Annotated in this window: 25 protein-coding genes and 1 pseudogene; 22 read left to right on the forward strand and 4 right to left on the reverse strand. The window is 71.7% G+C overall.

The window, feature by feature from the left end; genetic code table 11:
• The first annotated feature begins 2 nt into the window (after positions 1-2).
• The 4 genes from alc to ACGFRG_RS14965 all read left to right on the forward strand — a co-directional run bounded on the left by alc (position 3) and on the right by ACGFRG_RS14965 (position 4,479).
• Positions 3-1,118 carry an allantoicase gene (gene alc, locus ACGFRG_RS14950; protein ID WP_393264004.1) on the forward strand — a complete coding sequence of 372 codons (1,116 nt, stop codon included), beginning with the start codon at positions 3-5 and terminating at the stop codon, positions 1,116-1,118.
• A 226-nt stretch (positions 1,119-1,344) separates the two neighbouring features.
• Complete coding sequence (locus ACGFRG_RS14955) at positions 1,345-2,580, forward strand: histidine kinase (protein ID WP_361419774.1); 1,236 nt, start codon at positions 1,345-1,347, stop codon at positions 2,578-2,580.
• Positions 2,577-3,257: a response regulator gene (locus ACGFRG_RS14960; RefSeq protein WP_393264007.1), complete on the forward strand. Its 681-nt coding sequence runs from the start codon at positions 2,577-2,579 to the stop codon at positions 3,255-3,257. The genes ACGFRG_RS14955 and ACGFRG_RS14960 overlap by 4 nt, the downstream gene beginning before the upstream one ends.
• 37 nt (positions 3,258-3,294) lie before the next feature.
• A complete protein-coding gene (locus ACGFRG_RS14965) occupies positions 3,295-4,479 on the forward strand; it encodes a cytochrome P450 (RefSeq protein WP_393264009.1) in 1,185 nt (394 codons plus the stop codon).
• Between the two features lie 10 nt (positions 4,480-4,489).
• On the opposite strand, the gene ACGFRG_RS14970 is transcribed toward ACGFRG_RS14965, so the two are convergent.
• On the reverse strand, positions 4,490-5,245 hold the full coding sequence (locus ACGFRG_RS14970) for a hypothetical protein (protein WP_393264011.1): 756 nt from the start codon (positions 5,243-5,245) through the stop codon (positions 4,490-4,492).
• A gap of 120 nt (positions 5,246-5,365) precedes the next feature.
• On the opposite strand from ACGFRG_RS14970, the gene ACGFRG_RS14975 reads away from it, so the two are divergent.
• Entirely contained in the window at positions 5,366-6,562 is a 1,197-nt protein-coding gene (locus tag ACGFRG_RS14975; protein ID WP_361419762.1) for a cytochrome P450, read from the forward strand.
• Here ACGFRG_RS14975 and ACGFRG_RS14980 read toward each other — a convergent pair.
• Positions 6,552-7,550, reverse strand: a complete 999-nt coding sequence (locus ACGFRG_RS14980) for a Gfo/Idh/MocA family oxidoreductase (protein WP_393264013.1) — start codon at positions 7,548-7,550, stop codon at positions 6,552-6,554. The two genes, ACGFRG_RS14975 and ACGFRG_RS14980, sit on opposite strands and share 11 nt — an antisense overlap.
• Before the next feature lie 155 nt (positions 7,551-7,705).
• Between ACGFRG_RS14980 and ACGFRG_RS14985 the strand changes: the two genes are divergently transcribed.
• From ACGFRG_RS14985 to ACGFRG_RS15055, 15 genes are all read left to right on the forward strand, one after another.
• Positions 7,706-8,425, forward strand: coding sequence for a GntR family transcriptional regulator (locus ACGFRG_RS14985; protein WP_361420089.1), 720 nt, complete (start codon positions 7,706-7,708; stop codon positions 8,423-8,425).
• Positions 8,426-8,567: 142 nt separating this feature from the next.
• Positions 8,568-9,572 (forward strand): sugar ABC transporter substrate-binding protein, encoded by a 1,005-nt coding sequence (locus ACGFRG_RS14990; RefSeq protein ID WP_393264015.1) that lies wholly within the window; start codon positions 8,568-8,570, stop codon positions 9,570-9,572.
• Between the two features lie 98 nt (positions 9,573-9,670).
• Positions 9,671-10,684 (forward strand): sugar ABC transporter substrate-binding protein, encoded by a 1,014-nt coding sequence (locus ACGFRG_RS14995; RefSeq protein WP_361419753.1) that lies wholly within the window; start codon positions 9,671-9,673, stop codon positions 10,682-10,684.
• The gene (locus ACGFRG_RS15000; protein WP_361419750.1) at positions 10,681-11,730 is read left to right on the forward strand and encodes an ABC transporter permease; all 1,050 of its coding nucleotides are present in this window, start codon (positions 10,681-10,683) and stop codon (positions 11,728-11,730) included. Before ACGFRG_RS14995 ends, ACGFRG_RS15000 begins: the two co-directional genes overlap by 4 nt.
• Positions 11,697-12,569, forward strand: coding sequence for an ATP-binding cassette domain-containing protein (locus tag ACGFRG_RS15005; RefSeq protein ID WP_393264018.1), 873 nt, complete (start codon positions 11,697-11,699; stop codon positions 12,567-12,569). Before ACGFRG_RS15000 ends, ACGFRG_RS15005 begins: the two co-directional genes overlap by 34 nt.
• 172 nt (positions 12,570-12,741) lie before the next feature.
• Positions 12,742-13,896 carry an ROK family glucokinase gene (locus tag ACGFRG_RS15010; RefSeq protein WP_393264020.1) on the forward strand — a complete coding sequence of 385 codons (1,155 nt, stop codon included), beginning with the start codon at positions 12,742-12,744 and terminating at the stop codon, positions 13,894-13,896.
• The gene (locus ACGFRG_RS15015) at positions 13,896-14,486 is read left to right on the forward strand and encodes a hypothetical protein (RefSeq protein WP_361419741.1); all 591 of its coding nucleotides are present in this window, start codon (positions 13,896-13,898) and stop codon (positions 14,484-14,486) included. Before ACGFRG_RS15010 ends, ACGFRG_RS15015 begins: the two co-directional genes overlap by 1 nt.
• 66 nt (positions 14,487-14,552) lie before the next feature.
• Complete coding sequence (locus ACGFRG_RS15020; RefSeq protein ID WP_393264417.1) at positions 14,553-15,923, forward strand: alpha/beta fold hydrolase; 1,371 nt, start codon at positions 14,553-14,555, stop codon at positions 15,921-15,923.
• 18 nt (positions 15,924-15,941) lie between these two features.
• A complete protein-coding gene (locus ACGFRG_RS15025; RefSeq protein WP_361420086.1) occupies positions 15,942-16,574 on the forward strand; it encodes an MBL fold metallo-hydrolase in 633 nt (210 codons plus the stop codon).
• 30 nt (positions 16,575-16,604) lie between these two features.
• Complete coding sequence (locus ACGFRG_RS15030) at positions 16,605-17,384, forward strand: exodeoxyribonuclease III (protein WP_393264022.1); 780 nt, start codon at positions 16,605-16,607, stop codon at positions 17,382-17,384.
• Positions 17,385-17,473: 89 nt separating this feature from the next.
• Complete coding sequence (locus ACGFRG_RS15035; RefSeq protein WP_361419732.1) at positions 17,474-17,908, forward strand: DUF6278 family protein; 435 nt, start codon at positions 17,474-17,476, stop codon at positions 17,906-17,908.
• A 130-nt stretch (positions 17,909-18,038) separates the two neighbouring features.
• Positions 18,039-18,782, forward strand: a complete 744-nt coding sequence (locus tag ACGFRG_RS15040; RefSeq protein WP_361419729.1) for an amino acid ABC transporter ATP-binding protein — start codon at positions 18,039-18,041, stop codon at positions 18,780-18,782.
• Between the two features lie 19 nt (positions 18,783-18,801).
• A complete protein-coding gene (locus ACGFRG_RS15045; RefSeq protein WP_393264025.1) occupies positions 18,802-19,707 on the forward strand; it encodes a glutamate ABC transporter substrate-binding protein in 906 nt (301 codons plus the stop codon).
• An 8-nt stretch (positions 19,708-19,715) separates the two neighbouring features.
• Positions 19,716-20,360: an amino acid ABC transporter permease gene (locus ACGFRG_RS15050; RefSeq protein ID WP_393264026.1), complete on the forward strand. Its 645-nt coding sequence runs from the start codon at positions 19,716-19,718 to the stop codon at positions 20,358-20,360.
• Positions 20,357-21,241: an amino acid ABC transporter permease gene (locus ACGFRG_RS15055; RefSeq protein WP_361419720.1), complete on the forward strand. Its 885-nt coding sequence runs from the start codon at positions 20,357-20,359 to the stop codon at positions 21,239-21,241. Before ACGFRG_RS15050 ends, ACGFRG_RS15055 begins: the two co-directional genes overlap by 4 nt.
• A gap of 57 nt (positions 21,242-21,298) precedes the next feature.
• On the opposite strand, the pseudogene ACGFRG_RS15060 reads toward ACGFRG_RS15055, so the two are convergent.
• Together ACGFRG_RS15060 and ACGFRG_RS15065 are read right to left on the reverse strand one after the other, a co-directional pair.
• Positions 21,299-21,536: pseudogene (locus ACGFRG_RS15060) on the reverse strand (acyl esterase); the annotation flags it as partial.
• Positions 21,537-21,553: 17 nt separating this feature from the next.
• Positions 21,554-22,786 (reverse strand): Ig-like domain-containing protein, encoded by a 1,233-nt coding sequence (locus ACGFRG_RS15065; protein ID WP_361419717.1) that lies wholly within the window; start codon positions 22,784-22,786, stop codon positions 21,554-21,556.
• Positions 22,787-23,010: 224 nt separating this feature from the next.
• On the opposite strand from ACGFRG_RS15065, the gene ACGFRG_RS15070 reads away from it, so the two are divergent.
• Together ACGFRG_RS15070 and murJ are read left to right on the forward strand one after the other, a co-directional pair.
• Positions 23,011-24,171 carry a peptidoglycan bridge formation glycyltransferase FemA/FemB family protein gene (locus tag ACGFRG_RS15070; protein ID WP_361419714.1) on the forward strand — a complete coding sequence of 387 codons (1,161 nt, stop codon included), beginning with the start codon at positions 23,011-23,013 and terminating at the stop codon, positions 24,169-24,171.
• Complete coding sequence (gene murJ / locus ACGFRG_RS15075; RefSeq protein ID WP_361419711.1) at positions 24,168-25,805, forward strand: murein biosynthesis integral membrane protein MurJ; 1,638 nt, start codon at positions 24,168-24,170, stop codon at positions 25,803-25,805. The genes ACGFRG_RS15070 and murJ overlap by 4 nt, the downstream gene beginning before the upstream one ends.
• Positions 25,806-25,812 lie beyond the last annotated feature (7 nt).

A 25,812-nucleotide genomic window follows, 5' to 3' on the forward strand; every position in this document is an offset into this window, starting at 1 on the left:
CCGTGAGCGCGATCCCTTCCTACACCGGTGACGCCAGCCCCTACGGCGGCGGCGACCCGTACGCGGACTACCGCACCGCCGACTTCCCGTTCACGCGGTACGCGGACCTCGCCGACCGGCGCCTGGGCGCGGGTGCCATCGCCGCCAACGACGAGTTCTTCGCCGAGCGCGAGAACCTGCTGAAGCCCGAGGCCGCCGAGTTCGACCCCGAGCACTTCGGCCACAAGGGCAAGATCATGGACGGCTGGGAGACCCGCCGACGCCGTGGCGTCTCGGCCGCCGTCCCGCACCCCGCCGACGAGGACCACGACTGGGCGCTGGTGCGCCTGGGCGCCCCCGGCGTCGTACGCGGCATCGTCGTCGACACCGCCCACTTCCGCGGCAACTACCCGCAGGCCGTGTCGGTGCAGGCCACCTCGGTCGGCGGCTCGCCCTCGCCCGAGGACCTGCTCGCCGACGACGTGAAGTGGGTGACGCTGGTACCGCGTACGGCGGTCGGCGGCCACGCGGCCAACGGGTTCGCCGTCGACGTCGAGCAGCGCTTCACGCACCTGCGCGTCAACCAGCACCCGGACGGCGGCATCGCCCGCCTGCGCGTGTACGGCGAGGTCGCCCCGGACCCGAAGTGGCTCGCGGCGCTCGGCACCTTCGACCTCGCGGCCCTGGAGAACGGCGGCCAGGTCGAGGACGCCTCCGACCGCTTCTACTCGCCCGCCACCAACACCATCCAGCCGGGCCGCTCCCGCAAGATGGACGACGGCTGGGAGACCCGCCGCCGCCGCGACAAGGGCAACGACTGGATCCGCTATCAGCTCGCCGCCCAGTCCGAGATCCGCGCGGTGGAGATCGACACCGCGTACCTCAAGGGCAACTCGGCGGGCTGGGCGGCGCTCTCGGTCCGCGACGGGGAGTCGGGCGACTGGACCGAGATCCTGCCCCGCACCCGGCTGCAGCCCGACACCAACCACCGGTTCGTGCTCGCCGCTCCCGCGGTCGCGAGCCACGTCCGGATCGACATCTTCCCCGACGGCGGCATCTCCCGCCTGCGCCTGTTCGGCTCGCTCACGGCCGACGGCGCGGCGCGGCTGACCGCCCGCCACCAGGAGCTGGGCGGCTGACGACACAGCCGCCCATGCGCGGGGCGCCCCGGCCCGACAGCACCGGGGCGCCCCGGCCCGACAGCACCGGGGCGCCCCGCGCCGCACCACCCGCGCCCGCCCCCGGACACACCCCGCCCCTCTTCCGACGCGCCCGCCGAGGCGAAAGTCTCGGCTCCCGCGACTTTGGTAGCGCGCTGCGGCCGGATCCCGCCGGACCGCCTGTGGCCTGCGTACTTTGGTGGGCATGACACGCCTTGGTCCCGAATACCGCTGGCTGCTGCCCTCGGCGGTCGCCGCCCCCGAGCTGCCGGGCGACCGCTCGCAGAAGAGCAGGCCGCGCCGGACGGTACGGGACTGGGTCGTCGACACCCTCGCCTTTCTCGCCGCTGTCCTCGTCGGCCTGCTCGCCGCCGACTCCATGAACTCCACCGCCGGCTACCGGGACTCGCCGCTCCAGGCGCTGGACCTGCTGGTCGGCGCGGCCGCCTGCGGCGCGGTGTGGCTGCGCCGACGCCATCCCGTCGGGCTCGCCTCGGCGCTGGTGGCCGTCACCGTGGGGGCGCCCGCCGCCGCCGGGGCGCTGCTCGTGGCCCTGTTCAGCCTGGCCGTGCACCGGCCGCTCAAACCGGCCGTCGCTCTCGTCGGCATCGCCGCCGTGGTCAGTTCGGTGCTCCAGCCGGTGGTCCGCCCCGATCCGACGTCGAGCATGCTGGCCAACGCCGTCGTCGGCACGCTGATCGTGCTCCTCGTCATCGGCTGGGGCATGCTCGTACGCGCCCGGCGCCAGCTCGTCGTCGCGCTGCGCGAACGGGCCGCCCGCGCCGAGGAGGAGGCCGCGCTGCGGGCCGAGAACGCCCAGCGGCTGGCCCGCGAGTCCATCGCCCGCGAGATGCACGACGTACTGGCCCACCGGCTCACCCTGCTCAGCGTGCACGCGGGCGCGTTGGAGTTCCGCCCGGACGCGCCCCCGGCCGAGGTCGCCCGCGCCGCCGGGGTGATCCGGGACAGCGCGCACGAGGCCCTTCAGGACCTGCGCCAGATCATCGGCGTGCTGCGCAGCCCCGGCGAGGGCGCCGAGGACCGGCCGCAGCCGACGCTCGCCACCCTGGACGCGCTGGTCGCCGAGTCACGGCAGGCCGGGATGAAGGTCACCCTGGACAGCCGGATCGGCGATCTTGAGGCCGTCCCGGCGGCCACCGGGCGCAACGCCTACCGGATCGCCCAGGAAGCCCTCACCAACGCCCGCAAGCACGCCCCGGGCGCCGAGGTGACCGTCCTGGTCACCGGCGGGCCGGGCGACGGACTCACCGTCGAGGTGCGCAACCCCGCACCCGTCGGCGACGTACCGAAGGTGCCCGGCTCCGGGCAGGGGCTGATCGGCCTGACCGAGCGCGCCATGCTCGCCGGGGGCCGCCTGGAGCACGGCGGCACCCCGGACGGCGGCTTCCGGGTCGGCGCCTGGCTACCGTGGCCCTCATGACCATCCGGCTCCTCGTCGTCGACGACGACCCCCTCGTCCGTGCGGGACTCACCTTCATGCTCGGCGGCGCCGACGACCTGGAGATCGTCGGGGAGGCGTCGGACGGCTCGCAGGTCGGGGAGCTGACGGACCGGCTGCGCCCGGACGTGGTCCTGATGGACATCCGGATGCCGACCGTCGACGGCCTCACCGCGACCGAGGCCCTGCGCGCCCGCCCCGACGCGCCCGAAGTGCTCGTCCTGACCACCTTCCACGCCGACGACCAGGTCGTACGGGCGCTGCGCGCCGGGGCCGCCGGGTTCGTCCTCAAGGACACCCCGCCCGCCGAGATCGTCGCCGCCGTCCGCAGGGTGGCGGCGGGCGAGCCGGTGCTCTCCCCGGCCGTCACCCGCCAGTTGATGCGGCAGGTCGCGGGCGGCTCCGGCCCGCTGGGCGACCGGGCGGCGCGGGCTCGGGCGAGGATCGGCCAACTCGCCGAGCGCGAACGGGAGGTGGCGGTCGGGGTCGGCCGGGGCCAGTCCAACGCGGAGATCTCCGCCGCCCTCTTCCTGAGCGTGCCCACCGTGAAGACCCATGTCTCGCGCGTCCTGGCCAAGCTCGGCCTCAACAACCGTGTCCAGATCGCGCTCCTGGTGCACGACGCCGGACTCCTCGACGAGGACGGCGACGTACGCTGAAAACCACGCGACACGGCGGGGGAAGGCGGTCAGTGCCATGACGGTGGTCGACCTGCGGGACAACGCGGACTTCACCGCGAACCCGTATCCGTACTACGCGAAGCTGCGCGCGGAAGGGCCCGTGCACCGCGTGCGCACCCACGAGGCCGACGAGGTCTGGCTGGTCGTCGGCCACGAGGAGGCGCGGGCCGCGCTCGCCGACCCCCGGCTCTCCAAGGACTGGCGCGACTTCGGAGACTGGGAGTACGAGGACACCCCGGTCAGCGCCAACATGCTGGAGTCGGACCCGCCGCGCCACACCCGGCTGCGCAAGCTCGTGGCGCGGGAGTTCACCCCGCGCCGGATCGAGGCCCTGCGCCCGCGGGTGCAGGAGATCACCGACGGGCTGCTCGACACCATGCTGGCCGCGCCCGGCCGCCGGGCCGATCTGGTCGACTCGCTGGCCTTCCCGCTGCCGATGACCGTCATCTGCGAACTGCTCGGCGTGCCCGACCTGGACCGGGAGACCTTCCGCAGACTCTCCAACGAGGCCGTCGCCCCGACCGCCGACGACGGCAAGAACACCTCCGTACGGGAGATGGGCGAGTACCTGGTCGGGCTGATCGAGGACAAGCGCTGCACCCGGCCCGCCGACGACCTGATGAGCGCCCTGATCCGCACCCGGCACGAGGACGGCGACGCGCTGTCGCCCGACGAGCTCATCGGCATGGCCTTCCTGCTGCTCGTCGCCGGACACGAGACCACCGTCAACCTCATCTCCAACGGGGTGCGCGCGCTGCTCGACCACCCTGCGCAACTGGCGGCTCTGCGCGCCGATCCGGACGCGCTGATCGACGGCGCCGTCGAGGAGATGCTGCGCTACGACGGCCCGGTGGAGACCTCCACGTACCGCTTCACCAGCGAACCCGTCGAATACGGCGGCACGGTCATCCCGGCCGGTCGGTCCGTCCTCGTCGCCCTCGCCTCGGCGGGCCGCGACCCCGGCCGCCACCCGGATCCGGACCGCTTCGACATCACCCGCGCCCCGCAGGGCCATCTCGCCTTCGGCCACGGCATCCACTACTGCCTGGGCGCGCCGCTGGCCCGGATGGAGGGCAGGATCGCGATCCGTACGCTCCTGGAGCGCGCGCCCGGTCTCGAACGCGATCCGGACGGCGGCCCGTTGGAGTGGCTGCCGGGGCTGCTGATCCGGGGCGTACGGCATCTTCCCGTGCGCTGGTGACCGGCGGCGCTCACGCCTTGCGCGCGGCCGCCGCCCGTCTGCGGTGCTCGCCGCGCAGGACCAGTCCCGGCCACTCGTCCCCGTACGCCCCGCAGGCCGAGACCGACCACAGCGACCACTGCTGCGGCACCGAGTAGTACGGCACCAGCATCCGTACCTTGCGCAGCCGGGACACCTTCACCGGGACGAGCGCGGGCAGCACGTCGGGCTGCTGGCCCGCCAGGATCGCGTTGCGGCACGACGCGCAGGCGGGCCGGCGGTCGGCGGCCGCCTCGCGCGGCCCGGTCCGGCGCCGGGCCCGCCGCCGGTGCTGTTTGCGCGCGGGCGAGCCGGTGTGCTCGGCGGCCGCGTGCAGCGGGTTGTAGTAGCAGCCCTCGGCGGGCCGGGGCACCTGCTGCCCCGCGCGGCGGGCGTGCACGGCGGCGAACCGCACAAGCGCGCGCTCCGCGAGGACCGCCGCGGCCGCCAGATCCGGCAGGTCGGCCGCCTCGTCGAGCAGCTTGCCCGCGGCCTGGAACGCGTCGAGCGCCCAGGTGTAGTCGTGCTCGCCCAGCGGGTCCAGAGCGGCCCGCTCCACCGGGAGTTCGGCCTGGCGCAGCACGTCGCCGACGGCCGTGACCCGCGCCGACACCAGCCGCTCAAGCCGCTCGCGGGCGGTCTCCCACTCGTCCAGGATCCGCTGCTGTTCTTCCTTCGACGGCTCCCGCGCCGTTTGTACGGGACCGGCCGGGCGCAGCATCCCCATGAACCACCAACGCTTCAGCACCGAGCCTCCCCTCGCTGCGACCAGGGTAGAAGCCCCCGAAGCTACCGCAGAGTTAGGGTGTGCCGACCCATCACGGTGTGCCCGCCGGGCGGTGTGCACCACGTCCTGAAGGGACCCGCGTTGACCAGCGATGCCATTGTCGATCTCACCGCACTGGGCGAGGACTTCACCCGTGACCCGTACCCGGTCTACGCGGAGCTGCGCGAGCGCGGACCGGTGCACCGCGTCCGGATGCCGGAGGGCGCGGACGCCTGGCTCGTCGTCGGCTACGAGGCGGGCCGCGCCGCGCTCGCCGACCCGCGCCTGTCCAAGGAGTGGCGCAACGCCTCGCCCGACCTCGGTGTGCAGCAGGTCGCCTCCGGCACCACCATGCTCAGCTCCGACGCCCCGGCCCACACCCGGCTGCGCAAGCTGGTCACCCGGGAGTTCACCCCGCGCCGGGTGGAGCAGATGGCCCCGCGGGTCCAGGAGACGACCGACGCGCTGCTCGACACCATGCTGAAGCGGCCCGGCCGCGCGGATCTGGTCCAGGCGCTGTCCTTCCCGCTGCCGATCACCGTCATAGGCGATCTGCTCGGGGTGCCGAGCCTGGACCAGGGCAGCTTCCGTGAGTGGTCCAACGCCTCCATATCGGCGACCGCGCTGGCGGACCGGCTGGCGGCGGCCAAGTCCATGTCGGAGTATCTGACCGCGCTGCTCGCGGACAAGCGCGAGAACCCCGGCGGGGATCTGATGAGCGCGCTCATCCACACGGCGGACGAGGACGGCGACCGGCTGTCGGGCCCCGAACTGCTCGGCATGGCCTGGCTGCTGCTCGTCGCGGGCCACGAGACGACCGTCAACCTGATCTCCAACGGCGTGCTCGCCCTGCTGAGCAACCCCGAGCAGCTGGCCGCGCTGCGCGCCGACTTCGACGGGCTCATCGAGGGCGCCATCGAGGAGATGCTGCGCTACGACGGCCCGGTCGAGACCCCGACGTACCGCTTCACCACCGAACCGGTCGACATCGGCGGCACGGTGGTGCCCGGCGGCGGGCAGCTGGTGCTCGTCGCCATGGCCGACGCCAACCGCGACCCGGCCCGCTACCCCGAGCCGTCCCGCTTCGACATCCGGCGCGACGCGCGCGGCCATGTGGCGTTCGGCCACGGCATCCACTACTGCCTGGGCGCGCCGCTGGCGCGGCTCGAAGCGCGCATCGCGATCCGCTCGCTCCTTGAGCGCTGCCCCGACCTGGCGCTCGACATCCACCCGGCCGCGGTCACCTGGCGCTCGGGGATGCTGGTGCGGGGGCCGGAGAGCCTGCCCGTCAGGTGGTGAACTCCGCGACCGCGACCGGGCGGCGCTCGCGCCGCGAGCGCTCGCACGCCTCGGCGACGCGCAGCGCGTACAGCGCCTCCCGCCCGTCGCAGGGGTTGTCCCGCTCGCCCCGTACGACCTGGACGAAGGCGTCGAGCTCGGCCCGGTAGGCGGGTGCGAACCGCTCCAGGAAGCCGGTCCAGGGCTTGCCGGCGGGCGCGGGCACATCGGGCTCGGCCGACACGATCGGGGTGCGCTCGCCGAGCCCGACGGCGAACTGGCCGAGTTCTCCGGCCAGTTCCATCCGTACGTCGTACCCGGCGCCGTTGCACCGGGTCGCCGTCGCCGTGGCCAGGGCGCCGTCGTCGAGGGTGAGGACGGCGGCGGCCGTGTCCACGTCCCCGGCCTCGCGGAACATCGCGGGCCCCGCGTCCGAACCGGTCGCGTACACCTCGACCACCTCGCGGCCGGTGACCCAGCGCAGGATGTCGAAGTCATGGACCAGGCAGTCCCGGTAGAGGCCGCCGGAGAGCGGCAGATACGCGGCGGGCGGCGGCGCCGGGTCGGAGGTCATGGCCCGTACGGTGTGCAGCCGGCCGAGCAGTCCGGCGCGTACGAGCTCACGGGCGGCGGTGTACCCGGCGTCGAAGCGCCGCATGAAGCCGATCTGCAGGACCGTTCCGGCCGCCTCGACCTCGGCCAGCGCCGCCAGCGTCCCGGCCAGGTCAAGGGCGATGGGCTTCTCGCAGAAGGCGGGGATACCGGCCCGGGCCGCCCGGGCGATGAGCTCGGCGTGCGCGGCGGTCGCCGAGGCGATCACCACCGCGTCCGGGCGGTCCGCGAAGAGCCGGTCGACCGAGGCGGCCGTGGCGCCGGTCCGGGCGGCGGCCTCCGCCGCGCGCCCCGGGTCGGCGTCGGCCACCACCAGCTCGGTGACCGAGGGATGGCGGGTGAGGGCCTCCGCGTGGAAGGCGCCGATACGTCCCGTTCCGATGAGTCCGATGCGCATGGCCAAAAGGTGGCGGCACCGGGACGTCCTGTCAAGAGTTTGTCCTGACAATCTAACTTCCGGACTTCCCGTCAACATGCTCCGCGCACTACGCTCGCCCCGTGTCCAAGCAGCCCAGAACCGTGCCGGAGACCGTCGCTCCGCTCCAGCTCAGCGTGGACCGCACCAGTCCGGTCCCGCTCTACTTCCAGCTCTCGCAGCAGCTGGAAGCGGCCATCGAGCGGGGCACCCTCACGCCCGGCAGCCTCCTCGGCAACGAGATCGACCTGGCGAACCGGCTCGGCCTGTCCCGCCCCACCGTCCGCCAGGCCATCCAGGCCCTGGTCGACAAGGGCCTCCTGGTGCGCCGCCGGGGCGTCGGCACGCAGGTCGTGCACAGCCAGGTCAAGCGACCGCTTGAGCTGAGCAGCCTCTACGACGACCTGGAGGCGGCCGGGCAGAAACCCGCCACCACGGTGCTGCGCAACGCCGTCGAGCCGGCGAGCGCCGAGGTGGCGGCGGCCCTCGGGGTGCCCGAGGGCGCCGAGGTCCATGTGGTGGAGCGGCTGCGGTACGCGCACGGCGAGCCGATGGCCCGGCTGCGCAACGTCCTGCCCGTCGGCCTGCTCGCCCTGGACACCGCGCGGCTGGAGGCCACGGGCCTGTACCGGCTGATGCGCGGCGCGGGGATCACCCTGCACAGCGCCCGGCAGTCGGTCGGGGCGCGGGCCGCGACGGCCGCCGAGGCGGAGCTGCTGGCCGAGGCGGTGGGCGCGCCGCTGCTGACCATGGAGCGCACCACGTTCGACGACACCGGCCGGGCCGTCGAGTTCGGCTCGCACATCTACCGCGCCTCGCGGTACGCCTTCGAGTTCCAGCTGCTCGTCCGGCCGTGATCTGCCCGTACGCCATGATCGCGGGGGTGGTTCGCTCTCGAACGCCGCGTAAGAATGTTCGGACAAAGTATTGACGGGGCCGCGCGCCCGCCGCTAGAACTCACGTGCCGCACCCGGGCGGCCCTGGCGGAAGGCGGAACCCATGCGCACACCCCGCACGGCGGTCACGGCGGCGGCGGTCGTCGCGGCGCTCGCGCTCACGGTCACCGGATGCAGCAGCTCGGGCGGCAAGAGCTCGGAGGACAAGGCCAAGGGCGCCGCGTCCGGCGGCAAGGGCGTCTCCACGCCACGGCTGAAGATCGCGATGGTCACCCACTCGGGCGAGGGCGACACGTTCTGGGACATCGTCCAGAGCGGCGCGAAACAGGCGGCCGCCAAGGACAACGTCGACTTCCTCTACTCGGCGAACAAGGAGGGCCAGCAGCAGTCGCAGCTGGTCCAGGCGGCGATCGACCAGAGAGTCGACGGGATCGTCGTCACCCTGGCCAAGCCCGAGGCACTACGGGACGTGGTGAAGAAGGCGGTCGCGGCGGGCATCCCCGTCGTCACCATCAACTCCGGCGCCCAGTACTCCAAGGAGCTCGGCGCGATCGGCCACATCGGCCAGGACGAGGGCGTGGCCGGTGAGGCGGTCGGCGAGCAGCTGAACGCGCGCGGCAGGAAGAAGACCGTCTGTGTCATCCACGAACAGGGCAACGTGTCGCTGGAGGAGCGCTGCGCCGGGGTGAAGCGGACCTTCAAGGGCACGGTCGAGAACCTGAACGTCGACGGGACCAACACGCCCGCCGCCACGTCCTCCATCGAGGCGAAACTCCAGGCGGCCAAGGACACCGACTCGGTGGTCACCCTCGGCGCGCCGATGGCGGCCGCCGCCGTCAAGGCGAAGGGCGACGCGGGCAGCGCCGCGGAGGTCGACACCTTCGACCTCAACGCCGCCGTGATCAAGCAGTTCAAGGCCAAGGAGATCGGCTTCGCGGTCGACCAGCAGCCGTATCTCCAGGGGTATCTGGCGGTGGACGAACTATGGCTGGACAAGACCAACGGCAATGTCGTCGGCGGTGGCAGGCCGGTCCTCACCGGGCCCGCGATCATCACCGAGAAGGACGTGCCGACGCTGGAGAAGTACACCGCACGCGGTACCCGATGATCGCCCGCCGACCTCACGTGACCCATACTTGGGCGGCCGGGGCAGGTCTGTGTCAGCCCCGGCGGCACCTGGCAGTACAGCAAGAGGAGCACGGCGTCGTGGCAAGGGTTCGGACAGGGGTACGCGCGGTGGGCGCGGTGCTGGCGGCGGTGCTCGGAGTTTCCCTGGTGGGATGCAGCAGCACCGGGGGCAAGCGCGCCGAGGACGCGCGCAAGGCCGCCTCCGCCCAGGGCAAGGCGGCGGTGAACACCCCGCGCTGGAAGATCGCGATGATCACCCACTCGGGCGACGGCGACACCTTCTGGGACATCGTCCAGAACGGCGCCAAGCAGGCCGCCGTCAAGGACAACATCGACTTCCTGTACTCGCACAGCGACCAGGGCCAGCAGCAGGCGCAGTTCGTGCAGACGGCCATCGACCAGAAGGTCGACGGGATCATCGTCACGCTCGCCAAGCCGGACGCGATGAAGGACGTCGTCGCCAAGGCCGAGAAGGCCGGCATCCCGGTGATCACGGTGAACTCCGGCTCCGAGAAGTCCAAGGAGTTCGGCGCCCTCACCCACATCGGGCAGGACGAGACCGTCGCGGGCGAGGCCGTCGGCGAGGAGCTCAACAAGCGCGGCCGGAAGAAGGCGCTGTGCGTCCTGCACGAGCAGGGCAACGTCGGCCATGAGCAGCGCTGCGCGGGCACCAAGAAGAGCTTCCAGGGCGAGCTGCAGAACCTCTACGTCACCGGCACCAACATGCCCGACGTCCAGTCGTCCATCGAGGCCAAGCTCCAGGCCGACAAGTCCATCGACGCCGTCGTCACCCTCGGCGCGCCCTTCGCGGACACCGCCGTCAAGGCGAAGAACTCCGCGGGCAGCTCCGCCGAGGTCGACACCTTCGACCTGAACGCCAAGGTCGCAGCCGAGCTCAAGGACGGCACCCTCGGCTTCGCGGTCGACCAGCAGCCCTACCTCCAGGGGTACGAGGCCGTGGACCTGCTCTGGCTCTACAAGTACAACGCCGACATGCTCGGCGGCGGACTGCCGGTGCTGACCGGACCTCAGATCATCACCAAGGACGCGGCCGCCCAGCTGGAGGAATACACGAAGCGGGGGACCCGATGACCGCCACTGCACCCGCGCCCGCGCCGGCGGGCGACGAGCGTCTGATCCACCGGTCCGTCCTGCGCAAGGTCATGGGCCGCCCGGAGCTCGGCTCGGTCGTCGGCGCGATCGCCGTCTTCGTCTTCTTCTCGATCGTCGCCGACAGCTTCCTGCGGGCCTCCAGCCTCTCGACCGTCCTGTACGCGGCGTCGACCATCGGCATCATGGCGGTGCCGGTGGCGCTGCTGATGATCGGCGGCGAGTTCGACCTGTCGGCCGGTGTCCTGGTGACGACGTCCGCGCTGGTCTCGTCGATGTTCAGCTACCAGATGACGGCGAACGTCTGGGTGGGCGTCGGGGTCTCGCTGCTGGCGACGCTGGCCATGGGCGCCTTCAACGGCTTCATGCTCACCCGGACGAAACTGCCCAGCTTCATCATCACGCTCGGCACCTTCCTGATGCTGACCGGCCTCAACCTCGGCTTCACCAAGCTGATCAGCGGCACGGTCTCCACCAAGTCCATCGCCGACATGGAGGGCTTCTCCTCGGCGAAGAAGGTGTTCGCCTCCCAGCTGACCGTCGGATCGGTCAACCTCAAGGTCACCATCCTGTGGTGGTTCGGCCTGGTCGCGGTCGCCACCTGGATCCTGCTCCGGACCCGCTTCGGCAACTGGATCTTCGCGGTCGGCGGCGAGGCGGACGCGGCCCGCGCGGTCGGCGTCCCGGTCTACAAGACCAAGATCGGCCTGTACATGGGCGTCGCCTTCGCCGCCTGGGTCTCCGGTCAGCACCTGCTGTTCTCGTTCGACGTGGTCCAGTCCGGCGAGGGCGTCGGCAACGAGCTGATCTACATCATCGCGGCCGTCATCGGCGGCTGTCTGATCACCGGCGGCTACGGCTCCGCGATCGGCTCGGCGGTCGGTGCCTTCATCTTCGGCATGACGAGCAAGGGGATCGTGTACGCGGAGTGGAACCCGGACTGGTTCAAGTTCTTCCTGGGAGCGATGCTCCTGCTGGCCACCCTGCTCAACGCATGGGTACGCAAGCGGGCGGAGGCGACGGCATGACCGCACAGGCGGCTAAGGAGCGGACGGCTCTGGTCGAGCTGGACGACGTCAGCAAGTACTACGGCAACATCCGGGCCCTCGAAGGGGTCTCCCTGGAAGTCCACGCGGGCGAGATCAGCTGCGTGCTCGGCGACAACGGCGCCGGCAAGTCCACCCTCATCAAGATCATCGCGGGGCTGCACCGGCACGACGCCGGCGCCTTCCGCATCGAGGGCAAGGACGTCTCGCTCAGCAACCCGCGCGACGCGCTCGACCGGGGCATCGCCACCGTCTACCAGGACCTCGCGGTCGTCCCGCTGATGCCGGTGTGGCGCAACTTCTTCCTCGGCTCCGAGCCGACCAAGGGCGCCGGGCCCTTCAAGCGCCTCGACGTCGAGCTGATGCGCGCGACCACCCGCTCGGAGCTGCTGCGCATGGGCATCGACCTGCGCGACGTGGACCAGCCCATCGGCACGCTGTCCGGCGGCGAGCGCCAGTGCGTGGCGATCGCCCGCGCGGTCTACTTCGGCGCCAAGGTCCTGGTGCTCGACGAGCCGACGGCCGCGCTCGGCGTCAAGCAGTCCGGCGTGGTGCTCAAGTACGTGGCGGCCGCCCGCGACGCGGGCCTCGGCGTGGTCCTCATCACCCACAACCCGCACCACGCCTACCTCGTCGGCGACCGCTTCGTCCTGCTCAAGCGGGGCGCCATGACCGGCAGCCATCTGCGCTCGCAGATCACCCTGGACGAGCTCACCCGCCAGATGGCGGGCGGCAGCGAACTGGAGGAGCTCAGCCACGAGCTCCAGCGCGCCCCCGAGCCCACCCACCTGGGCGGGCACCCCACCGACGCGTCGGAGTGACGGCGGGGGCCACGGAGGCACACGAGGTCGGGTCCCGGCCGGGGTGGCAGAATCGGGCACGGCGGGCGCCGTCCGCCGCCGGTCACCCCGGCCCCCCGAGACCTCCAGGGACGACACCAGTCGTGCGAGCACTCCAGGACACCCCTCTCCCGACGCGAAGGGGTGCGGCCCGATGAACACCTCCTACCGGGGCTCCGCCCGGGCCACCGTCCTGCGCACCGTCGGCACCCGCGAGCGCCGCTCGCACCTGACCGCCCCGCGCGTGCCCACCGTGGGCATCGACATCGGCGGTACGAAGGTGATGGCGGGCGTCGTCGACGCCGACGGCACCATCCTGGAGAAGATCCGCACCGAGACGCCGGACAAGTCCAAGAGCCCCAAGGTCGTCGAGGACACCATCACCGAGCTGGTCCTGGACCTCTCCGACCGCCACGACGTGCACGCCGTGGGCATCGGCGCGGCGGGCTGGGTCGACGCGGACCGCTCCACCATCCTGTTCGCCCCGCACCTCGCCTGGCGCAACGAGCCGCTGCGCGACGCCCTCCAGGCCCGGCTCGCCGTCCCCGTCATGGTCGACAACGACGCCAACACGGCCGCCTGGGCCGAGTGGCGGTTCGGCGCGGGCCGGGGCGAGGACCACCTCGTCATGATCACGCTCGGCACCGGCATCGGCGGCGCGATCCTGGAGGACGGCCGGGTCAAGCGCGGCAAGTACGGCGTGGCCGGTGAGTTCGGCCATATGCAGGTCGTGCCCGGCGGCCACCGCTGCCCGTGCGGCAACCGCGGCTGCTGGGAGCAGTACAGCTCCGGCAACGCGCTGGTCCGCGAGGCCCGCGAGCTCGCCGTGGCCGACTCCCCGGTCGCGTACAACATCCTGGAGCGGGTCAAGGGCAACATCCCCGACATCACCGGGCCGCTGATCACCGAGCTCGCCCGGGAGGGCGACGCCATGTGCGTCGAGCTGCTCCAGGACATCGGCCAGTGGCTCGGCGTCGGCATCGCCAACCTCGCGGCCGCCCTCGACCCGTCCTGCTTCGTCGTCGGCGGCGGCGTCAGCGCGGCCGACGACCTGCTCATCGGCCCCGCCCGGGACGCCTTCAAGCGCCAGCTCACCGGCCGCGGCTACCGGCCCGAGGCCCGCATCGCCAAGGCGCAGCTGGGCCCCGAGGCGGGTATGGTCGGCGCCGCCGACCTGGCCCGCCTGGTCGCCCGCCGCTTCCGCCGCGCCAACCGCCGCCGGGTGGAGCGCTACGAGCGGTACGCCCAGGTCGCCGAGGCCGTACGCAAGTCGGGCCCGACGCGCAACAACACCCAGAGGTCCGCGTGATGGCCCCGGCGGAGCGGCCCGCCGTGCCGCGCCAGTCGCCGTCCCCGGACGAGAGCGGCCCGGCGGAGGACCGCCGCCATATGATCCGCCGCCGCTGGCTCACCGCGGTCATCATCGTGCTGCTCATCGGCGTCCCGGCCGGATACCTGGCGATCTCGGCCGGTCAGAGCCGCGACAGCGGCCGCGACAAGGAGGCCGAGGTGTCGGCGAGCGGCCTGCAGAACGACTGGCCGTCCAAGACCCAGCGCCGCATCTACGACGTACCGGTCCCGTCGGCCGCCACCGCCGTCAAGTACTACGAGACCAACAGCTGGGCGGTCAGCAAGCTGTACGTGCAGTTCAAGACCACGGCCGCGGGTCTGGCCGAGTTCCTGAAGGACTCCGGCACCAGTACGGCGGCGCTGCGGCCCGGCTCGGTGGCGATCAGCGCCGCCGACGCCAAGGCGGTCGGCTGGACGTTCGCGCCGGGCCACGACTGGGCGGGCACCACGCACACCCAGAAGGACCCGCTGCCCACCCAGGACATCACGGTGAACGAGAGCGACCCGGACAACCCGGTCGTCTTCGTCGTCTCCACGGCGACGCCGTAGCCGGGCAGGGGCACCCCCTGCCCGGAGCGCGGCACTTCGCTCACTACCCTGGAGCGAGTGAGCGAAGTGACTGAGACGCCCGAGACGACGAAGCGCCCGACCCTGCAGTACCGGATCGACGGCCCCGACGACGCCCCCGTGCTGGTGCTCGGCCCCTCGCTCGGCACCACCTGGCACATGTGGGACCGCCAGATACCCGAGCTCGCCGCGCACTGGCGGATCGTCCGTTTCGATCTGCCCGGCCACGGCGGCGCCCCCGCGCACCCGGCGGCCACGGTCGCCGAGCTCGGTGAGCGGCTGATCGCCACCCTGGACGAGCTGGGCGTGGGGCGGTTCGGCTACGCGGGCAGTGCGATCGGCGCGGCCGTCGGCGCCGAGCTGGCCCTGCGCCACCCGCAGCGCCTCGCCTCGCTCGCCCTGATCGCCGCCTCGCCCCGGTTCGGCACCGCCGACGAGTTCCGCCAGCGCGGGGTGGTCGTGCGCAGCAACGGTATGGACCCCATGGCCCGCAGCGCGCCCGAGCGCTGGTTCACCCCGGTGTACGCGGCGGCGCAGCCCGCGATCGTGGACTGGGCCGTCCAGATGGTCCGCACCACCGACGCCGGCTGCTACATCGCCGCCTGCGAGGCGCTGGCCGCCTTCGACATCCGCGCCGACCTCGGCCGGATCGGGGTGCCCACGCTGGTGCTCGTCGGCGCCGAGGACCGGGTGACCGGTCCGGGCGACGCCCGCACGCTGGTCGCCGGGGTGCCGGACGCCCGGCTCGCGGTGGTGCCGGGCGCGGCCCATCTGGCGCCGGTCGAGCAGCCCGCCGCCGTCACGGACCTGCTCGTGCACCACTTCCAGACCGCCTGGCAGGAGGCGCCCGCGGCCGTCGCGATGCCGCCCGCGCCGCCCGTCGCCACCGCTGCCGTGCCCGCCGTGCCCGTCGTGTCCGCCGTGCCCTCCGTCCCCGCCGCGCCCCGGCTCGCGCAGTCGCCCGGGACCCTGCACATCCCCGTACCGCCCGTGGCGCCCGCTCCCGCCGAGGCGCCCGTGCCCGTGGCGGCCGGGCGGCCCGACCCGTACGACGCGGGCATGAAGCTGCGGCGTGAAGTCCTCGGCGACGCGCGCGTGGACGAGGAGACGGCGGACGCGGACGGCTTCACCGGCGACTTCCAGGAGCTCGCCACCCGGTACGCCTGGGGCGAGGTGTGGGCCCGCGACGGCCTCGACCGGCGCACCCGGGCCGTCGTCGCGCTCGCCGCCCTGGTCAGTGGCGGGCACCTGGACGAGCTCGCCGGGCACACCCGCGCCGCCCTGCGGGCCGGGCTCACCCCCGACGAGATCCGCGAGGTCCTGCTCCAGACGGCTGTGTACTGCGGTTTCCCGGCCGCCGGCGCGGCCTTCAAGGTGGCCGCCGCCGTGATTCGCGAGGAGACCACCCCGCAGGCGTAGCAGGATGGGGTCATGAGCCTGAAGCTGACGAAGAAGAGCCACTCGTGCGTGCGCCTGGAGAAGGACGGCAGGACGCTGGTCATCGATCCCGGCAACTTCACCGAGGCGGACGCCGCGCTCGGCGCCGACGTCCTGCTGGTCACCCATGAGCACCCGGACCACTTCGACGAGGAGCGGCTGCGGGCGGGCCTGGAGAGCAACCCGGGCGCCGAGATCTGGACCCTGCGCAGTGTCGCGGAGAAGATCTCGGCGGCCTTCCCCGGCCGTGTCCACACCGTCGGCCACGGCGACACGTTCACCGCGGCCGGGTTCGACGTCCAGGTCCACGGGGAGCTGCACGCGGTGATCCACCCGGACATCCCCCGGGTCACCAACGTCGGTTATCTGGTGGACGGTTCGCTCTTCCACCCCGGCGACGCGCTCACGGTCCCGGACCACCCGGTGGACACGCTGATGCTGCCCGTACAGGCGCCCTGGAACAAGATCTCCGAGGTCATCGACTACGTACGGGAGGTCAAGCCGCGCCGCGCCATCGACATCCACGACGCGCTCCTGACCGACCTCGCCCGCCCCGTCTACGACCGCCAGATCGGTCAGCTCGGCGGCGCCCGGCACGAGCGGCTGACCTCGGGGGACTCGACGGATCTGTGAGTGTCACACCCCGCCGTTAGGCTGTCGGACATGCGCATCGCGACCTGGAACGTCAACTCGATCACCGCCCGGCTGCCCCGTCTCCTGGCCTGGCTGGAGAACACCGGCACGGATGTGCTGTGCATCCAGGAGACCAAGACGACCGCCGAGGGCTTCCCCGCCGCCGAGCTCCGCGAGCTGGGCTACGAGTCGGCGGTCAGCGCGACGGGGCGGTGGAACGGGGTGGCCCTGGTCTCCCGCGTCGGCCTCGACGACGTCGTCACCGGCCTGCCCGGCGACCCCGGCTTCGAGGACACCCTGGAGCCCCGCGCCATCTCGGCGACCTGCGGCGGGGTGCGCCTGTGGTCGGTGTACGTGCCGAACGGCCGGGAGGTCGGCCACGGCCACTACGCGTACAAGCTGGCCTGGTTCGAGGCACTGAAGGCGGCCGTCGCCCAGGACGCGGCGGGGGAGCGGCCGTTCGCGGTGCTCGGTGACTTCAACGTGGCCCCGACCGACGAGGACGTCTTCGACGTGGCGTTCTTCGAGGGCCAGACCCATGTCACCCCGGCCGAGCGGGCGGCGCTGGCGGCGCTGCGCGAGGCGGGCCTGTCCGACGTGGTGCCGCGCCCGCTCAAGTACGACCGGCCGTACACGTACTGGGACTACCGCCAGCTGTCGTTCCCGAAGAACAAGGGCATGCGCATCGACCTGGTGTACGGCAACGCGCCGTTCGCCGGGGCGGTCAAGGACAGCTATGTGGACCGCGAGGAGCGCAAGGGCAAGGGCGCATCGGACCACGCCCCGGTGGTCGTCGACCTGGAGCTCTGAGAGCCGGTCCGCGGATCGGACAAGCGCACCCGGCGTCAACTCCGCGTGCCCAGTGGTGCGCGCCGGTGTGCCGGTGGGACGCTGGCGCCATGAACATCCTGGACAACTGGCGCAAGCGGCACGGCTCGCAGCGGACGGCGGCGCTCGCCGAGGCGGTGCAGACCGATCCGGAGGGCGTGGGCGAGCTGCTCGCGGAGTGCGAGCTGCTGCGGGTCAGGGCGCAGCAGGCCGGCCTGGAACTCGACGACAGCCCGGCCTCGTTGGCGGCGCTCGACCAGCTGCCGCCGCGCTGGCGCGACGACCCCGAGGAGCTGCCCTGGCTGGGCAACGACGCGGGGCTCTATCTCGGCACCGTGCTGGTGCGCACCGTCGAGGGCGCCTCCTGGCAGGTGTGGCCCGGCGGGCAGCCGGTGGTGCGGCTCGCCTCGGGGCGCGAGGTCGACGTGGTCGGCGCCGGGGTCGAGTGGGCGGCGGGCGGCACGCCCGAGCTCTCCCAGGTGTACGCGGAGGCGGCCGAGGCCTGACCCATAACCCCACGAACGCGTAACCCAAAATACGGTTTATGTCCTGTTCGTGCGTGTCGAGGTGAAGTCCCTTTCCAGGCTGGATAGTTTGCGCTGACCTCGACACAGCGATGAGTGGGCAGGACAGCGTATGGCCGTCGATCCGTTGATCGAGCTGCGTGACGTCAACAAGTACTACGGGAAGTTGCACGTCCTCCAGGACATCAACCTCACCGTCGGACGCGGGGAGGTGGTGGTGGTCATCGGCCCGTCCGGCTCGGGCAAATCCACGCTCTGCCGGACGATGAACCGACTGGAGACGATCGAGTCGGGCTCGATCTCCATCGACGGGCAGCCGCTGCCGGAGGAGGGCAAGGGGCTCGCGGGGCTGCGCGCCGAGGTCGGCATGGTCTTCCAGTCCTTCAACCTCTTCGCCCACCGGACCGTCCTCGCCAACGTCTCGCTCGCCCAGATCAAGGTCCGCGGCCGCAAGAAGGAGGACGCCGACGCACGCTCGCGCGAACTCCTGGAGCGGGTGGGGCTCGCCTCCCAGGCCGACAAGCTCCCCGCCCAGCTCTCCGGCGGCCAGCAGCAGCGCGTCGCCATCGCCCGCGCGCTCGCCATGAGCCCCAAGGTCATGCTCTTCGACGAGCCCACCTCGGCGCTCGACCCCGAGATGATCAACGAAGTCCTCGAAGTCATGCAGCAGCTCGCCCGGGACGGCATGACCATGGTCGTCGTCACCCATGAGATGGGCTTCGCCCGCTCCGCCGCCAACCGCGTCGTGTTCATGGCCGACGGCCGGATCATCGAGGACCGCACCCCCGACGACTTCTTCACCAACCCGCACAGCGAACGGGCCAAGGACTTCCTCTCCAAGATCCTCAAGCACTGAACGGGGAGTGGACGCAACGATGACGCGTACGCGACGCGCGCTCGCCGCGCTGGCGCTGGTCCTGGCCGCCGCCGGGTGCGGCAAGTCGGGCAGCCCGCCGGTGAAGGGCCCAAAAGCCGGGCAACTGCCCCACTACCAGGTCATGACGGGGTTCACACTGCCGGACTCCCAGGTCTGGCGGCGGGCGAAGAGCCGTGGCCATCTGGTCGTCGGGGCCAAGGAGGACCAGCCGTACATGGGCGAGAAGGACCCGGCCACCGGGGTCTATTCGGGCTTCGACATCGAGATCGCCAAGACGATGTCCGCCTCGCTCGGCTTCGACCCGAAGACCATCGACTTCAAGACCATCGCCTCGGCCAACCGTGAGACCGCCCTGCAGAACGGCCAGGTCGACTACTACGTCGGCACCTACACCATCAACGACAAGCGCAAGAAGCTGGTGGGCTTCGCCGGGCCGTACTACCTGGCCGGACAGGGTCTCCTCGTGCGCGCCGACGAGAAGAACATCAACGGGCCGCAGGACCTGAACGGCAAGCGCGTCTGCTCGGCCGCGGGCTCCACCCCGTACCAGCGCATCCAGAAGGACTACCCGAAGGCCGAACTCGTCGCGTACGACACGTACTCCGTCTGTGTGGACAACCTGCTCACCTTCCAGGTCGCCGCCGTCACCACCGACGACACCATCCTCAGCGGCTATGCCGCCAAGGTGCCCGACGAGCTGAAGGTGGTCGGCAAGCCCTTCTCCAAGGAGCCGTACGGCGTCGGTGTGCCGCGCGGCGACAACGCGTTGCGGTTCGCGCTCGACGACGCCATCGCGACCCACGAGAAGAACGGCGACTGGCAGAAGGCGTACGACGCGACCCTCGGCCTGTCGGGGCGCAAGGCCGCGCCCGCCCCGCCCATCGACCGCTACCCGGCGAGCTGAGGCCCCGCATGGACGTACTGACCAAGAACTTCTCGCTGTACGGCAAGGGCTTCCTCGGCACCGTCGAACTGACGGTCTACGCCTCGGCCGTCGCGCTGGTGCTCGGCTTTCTGATGGCCTCCTTCCGGGTCTCGCCGGTCGGCTCGTTCCGGGCGCTCGGCACGGTCTGGGTGAACGTGCTGCGCAACACCCCGCTGACGCTGCTGTTCTTCGCGGTGCTGCTCGGGCTGCCGCGCTTCGGACTCGTGCTGCCCTTCAAGGTGTTCGCGGTGATCGCGCTCGGCTGCTACACCTCGGCGTTCATCTGCGAGGCGCTGCGCTCCGGCATCAACACCGTGCCCACCGGGCAGGGCGAGGCGGCCCGGAGCCTCGGGATGACGTTCGGCCAGACGCTCCAGACGGTGGTGCTGCCGCAGGCGTTCCGGTCGGTGATCCCGCCGATCGGCTCCACGCTCATCGCGCTCGCCAAGAACTCGGCGATCGCGGGCGCGTTCAGCGTCACCGAGCTGCTCGGCACCTACAAGACGCTCAGCGAGCTCGGCTACAACATCATCTGGACGTTCCTCTGGATCGCCGTCGGATACCTGATCATCACCCTCACCATCAGCGCGATCTTCAACCTCATGGAGAAGTACTGGGGAGTCGCCCGATGACCGCACAGCTGTCCACGCAGGCCACCGCCCTCTACGACATCCCGGGCCCCAGGACCCGTCAGCGGCACCTGCTCTACGGGCTCGCCTCGACGGTCCTGATCCTCGCCCTGGTCGGCTGGATCGTCTATCTCCTGTTCGACACCAACCAGTTCACCGCCGGCAAGTGGGCCCCGTTCGAGTACAAGGGCATCCAGCGGCTGCTGCTGCGCGGGCTCGGCAACACGCTGCGGGCCTTCGCCGTCGCGGCGGTGCTCTCGCTGGCGCTGGGCGCGGTGCTCGCGACCGGGCGGCTCTCCGACCACCGGCCGGTGCGCTGGCTCGCCACGCTGCTGGTGGAGTTCTTCCGCGCCATGCCCGTACTGGTCATGATCTTCTTCATCTTCGTGGCGCTGAAGGTGCAGCCGTTGCCGGCGCTGGTCGCCGGACTGACCCTCTACAACGGCTCGGTGCTCGCCGAGGTGTTCCGCTCAGGCGTCAACTCCGTGGAACGCGGCCAGAAGGAGGCGGCATTCTCACTCGGGATGCGCAAGACGCAGGTCATGACGTACGTGCTGGTCCCCCAGGGGATCCGGGCGATGCTGCCGACGATCATCAGCCAGCTGGTGGTCGCGCTGAAGGACACCTCGCTGGGCTATCTGATCACCTATGAGGAGTTCCTGCACGCCGGGAAGCTCATCGCATCGAATCTCGACTACGATTTGCCGTTCATCCCCGTGGTGATGGTGATCTCGCCGATCTACATCGGGATGTGCATGCTGCTCTCCTGGTTCGCCACCTGGATGGCCAGGAGACAGAAGCGCAATCCCAAGACGGAGGCCGTGGAAGTCGCCCCGGCCGAACCAGGAACGCTACTGCCGGGGGGACCCCGCCCAGGGCCTTGACAAGGCCCTGGGGGAGCAGTGGCAAGGGGGCAAGGCCCACCCGGCAGCAGCCGGTGATCACTCCTCGCGGAGAGGGACCGTCAGATACGACGGGTCTGACGCGGGCGAGGAGAAGGTCAGCTGCGCGCCGGTCGGGTTGTGCTCGATGTACAGCGGGTCGACGGTGTCCGCCACCACGGCCGGACGGACGTCCGGCCGTGGTGGCGCAAGGGGCGTTGCCGACCGGCTTGCCGAGGCCGAGCGGGCCCACGTCGCAGCGAGACGCGACGAGGGTGCCGCTCTCCTTGGTGGTGGTGCCTATTCGACGTGCTGTCAGCCGCTGGTGGTGTCGGAGGTGCCCGCGGTGCCGGTCAGGGCGCTCTTCTTCTGCCAGTCCGCCCAGCTCAGATTCCACTCGCCGTAGCCGTTGTTGAGCGCCTGGGTGCCCTTGGCCTCGTCGCCGGTGATCTCGAACGGGTCGCCGATCTGCACCGTGCCGTACAGCTCCTTGGCGTTGGCGTCGCTCATGCCGATGCAGCCCGAGCTGTGGTTGGTGTTGCCGAAGTAGGCGGCGTTCCAGGGCGCGGCGTGCGCGTACATCCCGGACCAGGTGAGCCGCATCGAGTAGTCGACCATCTTGTCGTACGCCTTGCCGAGCCCGACCGTCTCGGAGTTCATGTTGATCGTGCCCTCCTTCGCCATCAGGACGGCCTTGCCGCGCCAGGAGCCCTTCTCGCCGCCGGGCGTGCCGGCGGACACCGGGGTGTCCTTCACCAGCTTGTCGTCGCGGTAGAGCTTGAGGCGGTGGTTGTCTATGTCGACCTTGACGACCTGGTTCCGGCCGATGGTCATGGTGGTCGCGTAGTCGCGGACGAACCAGCCGCCGCCGGAGTCGATGCCGTTGAGGTCGGCGTTGAGCGTGACCTTCGTACCGCTCTTCCAGTACTCCTTGGGCCGCCAGTCGACCCGCGTCTTGCCCGAGTAGTCCTCCATCCAGCCCCAGGAGCCCTCGGTGTTGTTCGAGGTGGTCACCTTGAGCTGCTTCTCCACCTCGGCCTTGTTCTTCACCGGGTGGTCGAAGACGATCGACAGCGGCTGGCCGACGCCCACCGTCGAGTCCTTGCCGGGCACCAGGGTCAGCTTGTTGACCTTGTCGGGCGCGGCGGTCGCGAAGGCGGCCTTGGCGGTGGAGCCCTTGTCGTCCTTCGCCTCGACCGTGTACGAGGTGCCGGGCGCGGCCTTGCGGTCCGACGTCCACGTCTTCGCGTCGGCGGACACCTTCCCGGTCAGCTTGCCGCCCTTGGCGTCGGTGACCGTGACCTGCTGGAGCTTCCCGGCGGCCAGGGTCACCGTCACCGGCTGCCCCGCCTTCGCCTGCTGCCCCGTCAGATTCACCGAGATCTCGGCCTTCTTGGCACCGGCCATGTCGGCGCCCCCCTTGCCGTCGCCGGAGCCGCCCGAGCCGCCCGAGCAGGCGGTCAGGGCGGCGGCCAGCACCGCGGTGCCGGCGATCGCGGCGAGACGGACCGAGCGGCCGAGCGGGGTGTGACGGCGTATGCGGCTCAACTGGAAAACCTCCCGTAGCAATGCTTCTCCGTAGGAGAGAGTCGACAGCTCGACTCTAGGTTGCGAAGAACGCCGGAAATCTCGGGATTTCGTATGTGACGAGGACCGCAGAGGAACGGTCATCGTCCGGTCACATTCGCCGCGCGGGCCGGTCATGGACCGCTGTGAGCATCCTGTGCATCCCCGCAGGACCGACGACGGGGCGCACTTGGGAGGCCACACGCGTGTCCGCACTGCTTGTGACCGGTGACCGTGACCAGGACCTGCAGGTGCGCGGCCTCAGCGTCGCCGAGTACCGGTCCTTTCTGGCGATGCGTGGCGGCGTGAGTTTCCTGCAGCATCCCTCGTGGGCCGAGGTGAAGGACCAATGGTCCTCGGAAAGGGTCGGTTGGCACCTTGACAACGGCGAATTGAAGGGAGCGGCGCTCGTTCTCTACCGGCAATTCCCGGGCACCCGGAAATACTTCGCCTATCTGCCGGAAGGGCCGGTCGCCGACTGGGCCGACCCCGAAATCGACCGCTGGCTGGGACCGTTGCTGCGCCATCTGCGCCGGGCGGGCGCCTTCGCCGTACGGATCGGGCCCTCGCCCGCCTACCGGCGCTGGAACGCGGCGCTGCTGAAGTCGTCGACCGGGCCCGGCCGCAGGATCGGTGATGTGCTCGCCACCGAGGTCGACCCGCTCGGCACCGCGGTCGCCGAGCGGCTGCGGGCGCGCGGCTGGAAGCGGTGCGGCGGGGACGACGACGGGGACGCCGACGCCCAGCCCCGTTTCGTCTTCCAGGTGCCGCTGGCCGGCCGCCGGCCCGACCAGCTGTGGAGCGGCCTCAACCAGGAGTGGCGGCGCAATGTGCGCACCGCCAAGAAGGCGGGCGTCCAGGTCCTGGTGGGCGGCGCCGCCGAGCTGCCCGAGTTCTACCGGCTGCTGCGGATCACCGAGGAGCGCGACGGCTTCCGGCTCGGCCGCGACCTCGCGTACTACCAGCGCCAGTACGCCGTGCTCAACAACGAGCAGCCGGGCCGTATGCGGCTGTATCTCGCCGTCCACCAGGGCGAGATCCTGGCCGCCCACACCATGATCAGCACCGGGCGGCGGGTCTGGTACCAGACCGGTGCCTCCGCGGACCACCGCCGAGAGGTGCGCCCCAGCAACGCGCTCCAGTGGCAGATGCTGCTCGACGCCCACGCGCTCGGCGCCGAGGTCTACGACATGCGCGGGATACCCTCGACCCTTGATCCGGGCGACCGTCCCTTCGGTCTGCTGCGGTGGAAACTGGGCACCGGCGGACAGGTCGTCGAGACGCTGGGGGAGTGGGAGACACCGATGAACGGCACCGCCAACCACGCGCTGTACCGCGCGTTCCAGGCCTATCTGGCCCGCCGGTGACGGCCCAGACCAGGACCGGCCCCCGGCACGCGGCGAAGGCGTCGGTCGGGCGCAGCGGGGCGGTGATGGCCGCCGGATCGATCGTCTCGCGGGCCACCGGGTTCGTGCGGTCGGCGGTGGTCGCGGCGGCCCTCGGCGTCGGGCTCGTCGGCGACGGTTTCGCGGTCGCCAACAACGTCCCCAACATCCTCTACACCCTGCTCATCGGCGGCACGCTCAACGCGGTCTTCGTGCCCGAGCTGGTCCGCGCCGCCAAGGAGCACCGCGACGGCGGCGCCGCCTACACCGACCGGCTGCTCACCGCCTGCACCGCCGCGCTGGTCGTCATCACGGCGGCGGCGGTGCTGGCCGCGCCCGCCATCGTCGGCCTCTACACCGACTACACCGGCGCCCAGGCCGACCTCACCCTCGCCTTCGCCCGCTACTGCCTGCCGCAGATCCTCTTCTACGGCCTGTTCACGCTGCTCGGCCAGGTCCTCAACGCGCGCGGCCGGTTCGGCGCCATGATGTGGACGCCGGTCCTCAACAACGTCGTCGTCATAGCGGTGTTCGGGCTGTACCTCGCCACCGCCGGCACCGCGGGCAACACCCTCAGCGCCGCGGACACCCGGCTGCTGGGCTGGGGCACCACCGCCGGGATCGCCGTCCAGGCGCTCGCCCTGGTCCCGGCGCTGCGCGCGGCCCGGTTCCGCTGGCGGCCCCGCTTCGACTGGCGCGGCAGCGGCATCACCCGCCCGCTGCGCTCGGCGGGCTGGCTGGTGCTGCTCGTGCTCACCAACCAGATCGCGTACTGGGTGGTGACCCGCCTGTCCACGCTGGCCGGGCAGCACGCGCACACCGAGGGCGTGGCGGGCGGCGCGGGCTATGCCGCGTACACCAACGCGTATCAGCTGTGGGTGGTGCCGCACGGCATCGTCACCGTCTCGCTGCTCACCGCCCTGATGCCGAGGATGAGCCGGGCGGCCGCCGACGACGACCCGGCGGCGGTGCGGCGCGATCTCTCCTACGGGCTGCGCACCAGCGCCGCGATGATCGTCCCGGCGGCGTGCGCGCTGCTCGCGCTAGCGCCCTGGGTGATGGGCGCCGTCTTCGGGTACGCGCGCACCGGCCCCGACGACGTGGCGGTGATGGCGGGGATGCTGCGGGCGTTCGCGCCGGGGCTGATCGCCTTCTCCGGGCAGTACGTGCTCTCGCGCGGGTTCTACGCGCTCGGCGACACCCGCACCCCGTTCCTGCTGAACCTGGTCATCGCCGGGTGCAACGCCGGGTTCTCGGCGCTCGCCTATGTGGTGCTGCCCGCGCGCTGGGCGGTGACGGGGATGGCCGGGGCGTACTCGCTGGCCCTGTTCATCGGGCTCGCGGTCACCGCGTACACCCTCGACCGCAGGCTGGGCGGCGGCGCTCTGCTGCGCTCGCCCGCCCTGGGCGCGCACGGCCGGCTGCTGCTCGGCTGCGCGCCCGCCGCCCTGCTCGGTTACGGCGCCGCCCGCGCGAGCGCTCCGCTCGGTGACTTCGCGGCGGCCGGGGCCGGGGCCGCGGTGCTCCTGGTGACGGTGGCGGTGCTGGCCCGCCCGCTGCGGCTGGACGCGATCAACGACATGGTCGGCAAGCTGCGGGGCGGCCGGGGCCGTTGAGGCGCCC

This window comes from Streptomyces sp. NPDC048696, assembly GCF_043198895.1.
GTDB lineage: Bacteria > Actinomycetota > Actinomycetes > Streptomycetales > Streptomycetaceae > Streptomyces.

Excerpts from the sequence above, each read along its gene's own strand:
- ACGFRG_RS15055 (WP_361419720.1), top strand. The coding sequence starts at position 20,357 with ATGACCGCACAGCTGTCCACGCAGGCCACCGCCCTCTACGACATCCCG.
- ACGFRG_RS14965 (WP_393264009.1), top strand. The coding sequence starts at position 3,295 with ATGACGGTGGTCGACCTGCGGGACAACGCGGACTTCACCGCGAACCCG.
- ACGFRG_RS14960 (WP_393264007.1), top strand. The coding sequence starts at position 2,577 with ATGACCATCCGGCTCCTCGTCGTCGACGACGACCCCCTCGTCCGTGCG.
- ACGFRG_RS15000 (WP_361419750.1), top strand. The coding sequence starts at position 10,681 with ATGACCGCCACTGCACCCGCGCCCGCGCCGGCGGGCGACGAGCGTCTG.
- ACGFRG_RS15015 (WP_361419741.1), top strand. The coding sequence starts at position 13,896 with ATGGCCCCGGCGGAGCGGCCCGCCGTGCCGCGCCAGTCGCCGTCCCCG.
- ACGFRG_RS15050 (WP_393264026.1), top strand. The coding sequence starts at position 19,716 with ATGGACGTACTGACCAAGAACTTCTCGCTGTACGGCAAGGGCTTCCTC.
- ACGFRG_RS15045 (WP_393264025.1), top strand. The coding sequence starts at position 18,802 with ATGACGCGTACGCGACGCGCGCTCGCCGCGCTGGCGCTGGTCCTGGCC.
- ACGFRG_RS15010 (WP_393264020.1), top strand. The coding sequence starts at position 12,742 with ATGAACACCTCCTACCGGGGCTCCGCCCGGGCCACCGTCCTGCGCACC.
- ACGFRG_RS15005 (WP_393264018.1), top strand. The coding sequence starts at position 11,697 with ATGGGTACGCAAGCGGGCGGAGGCGACGGCATGACCGCACAGGCGGCT.
- ACGFRG_RS15030 (WP_393264022.1), top strand. The coding sequence starts at position 16,605 with ATGCGCATCGCGACCTGGAACGTCAACTCGATCACCGCCCGGCTGCCC.
- ACGFRG_RS15040 (WP_361419729.1), top strand. The coding sequence starts at position 18,039 with ATGGCCGTCGATCCGTTGATCGAGCTGCGTGACGTCAACAAGTACTAC.
- ACGFRG_RS14955 (WP_361419774.1), top strand. The coding sequence starts at position 1,345 with ATGACACGCCTTGGTCCCGAATACCGCTGGCTGCTGCCCTCGGCGGTC.
- ACGFRG_RS15035 (WP_361419732.1), top strand. The coding sequence starts at position 17,474 with ATGAACATCCTGGACAACTGGCGCAAGCGGCACGGCTCGCAGCGGACG.
- ACGFRG_RS14980 (WP_393264013.1), bottom strand. The coding sequence starts at position 7,550 with ATGCGCATCGGACTCATCGGAACGGGACGTATCGGCGCCTTCCACGCG.
- ACGFRG_RS14990 (WP_393264015.1), top strand. The coding sequence starts at position 8,568 with ATGCGCACACCCCGCACGGCGGTCACGGCGGCGGCGGTCGTCGCGGCG.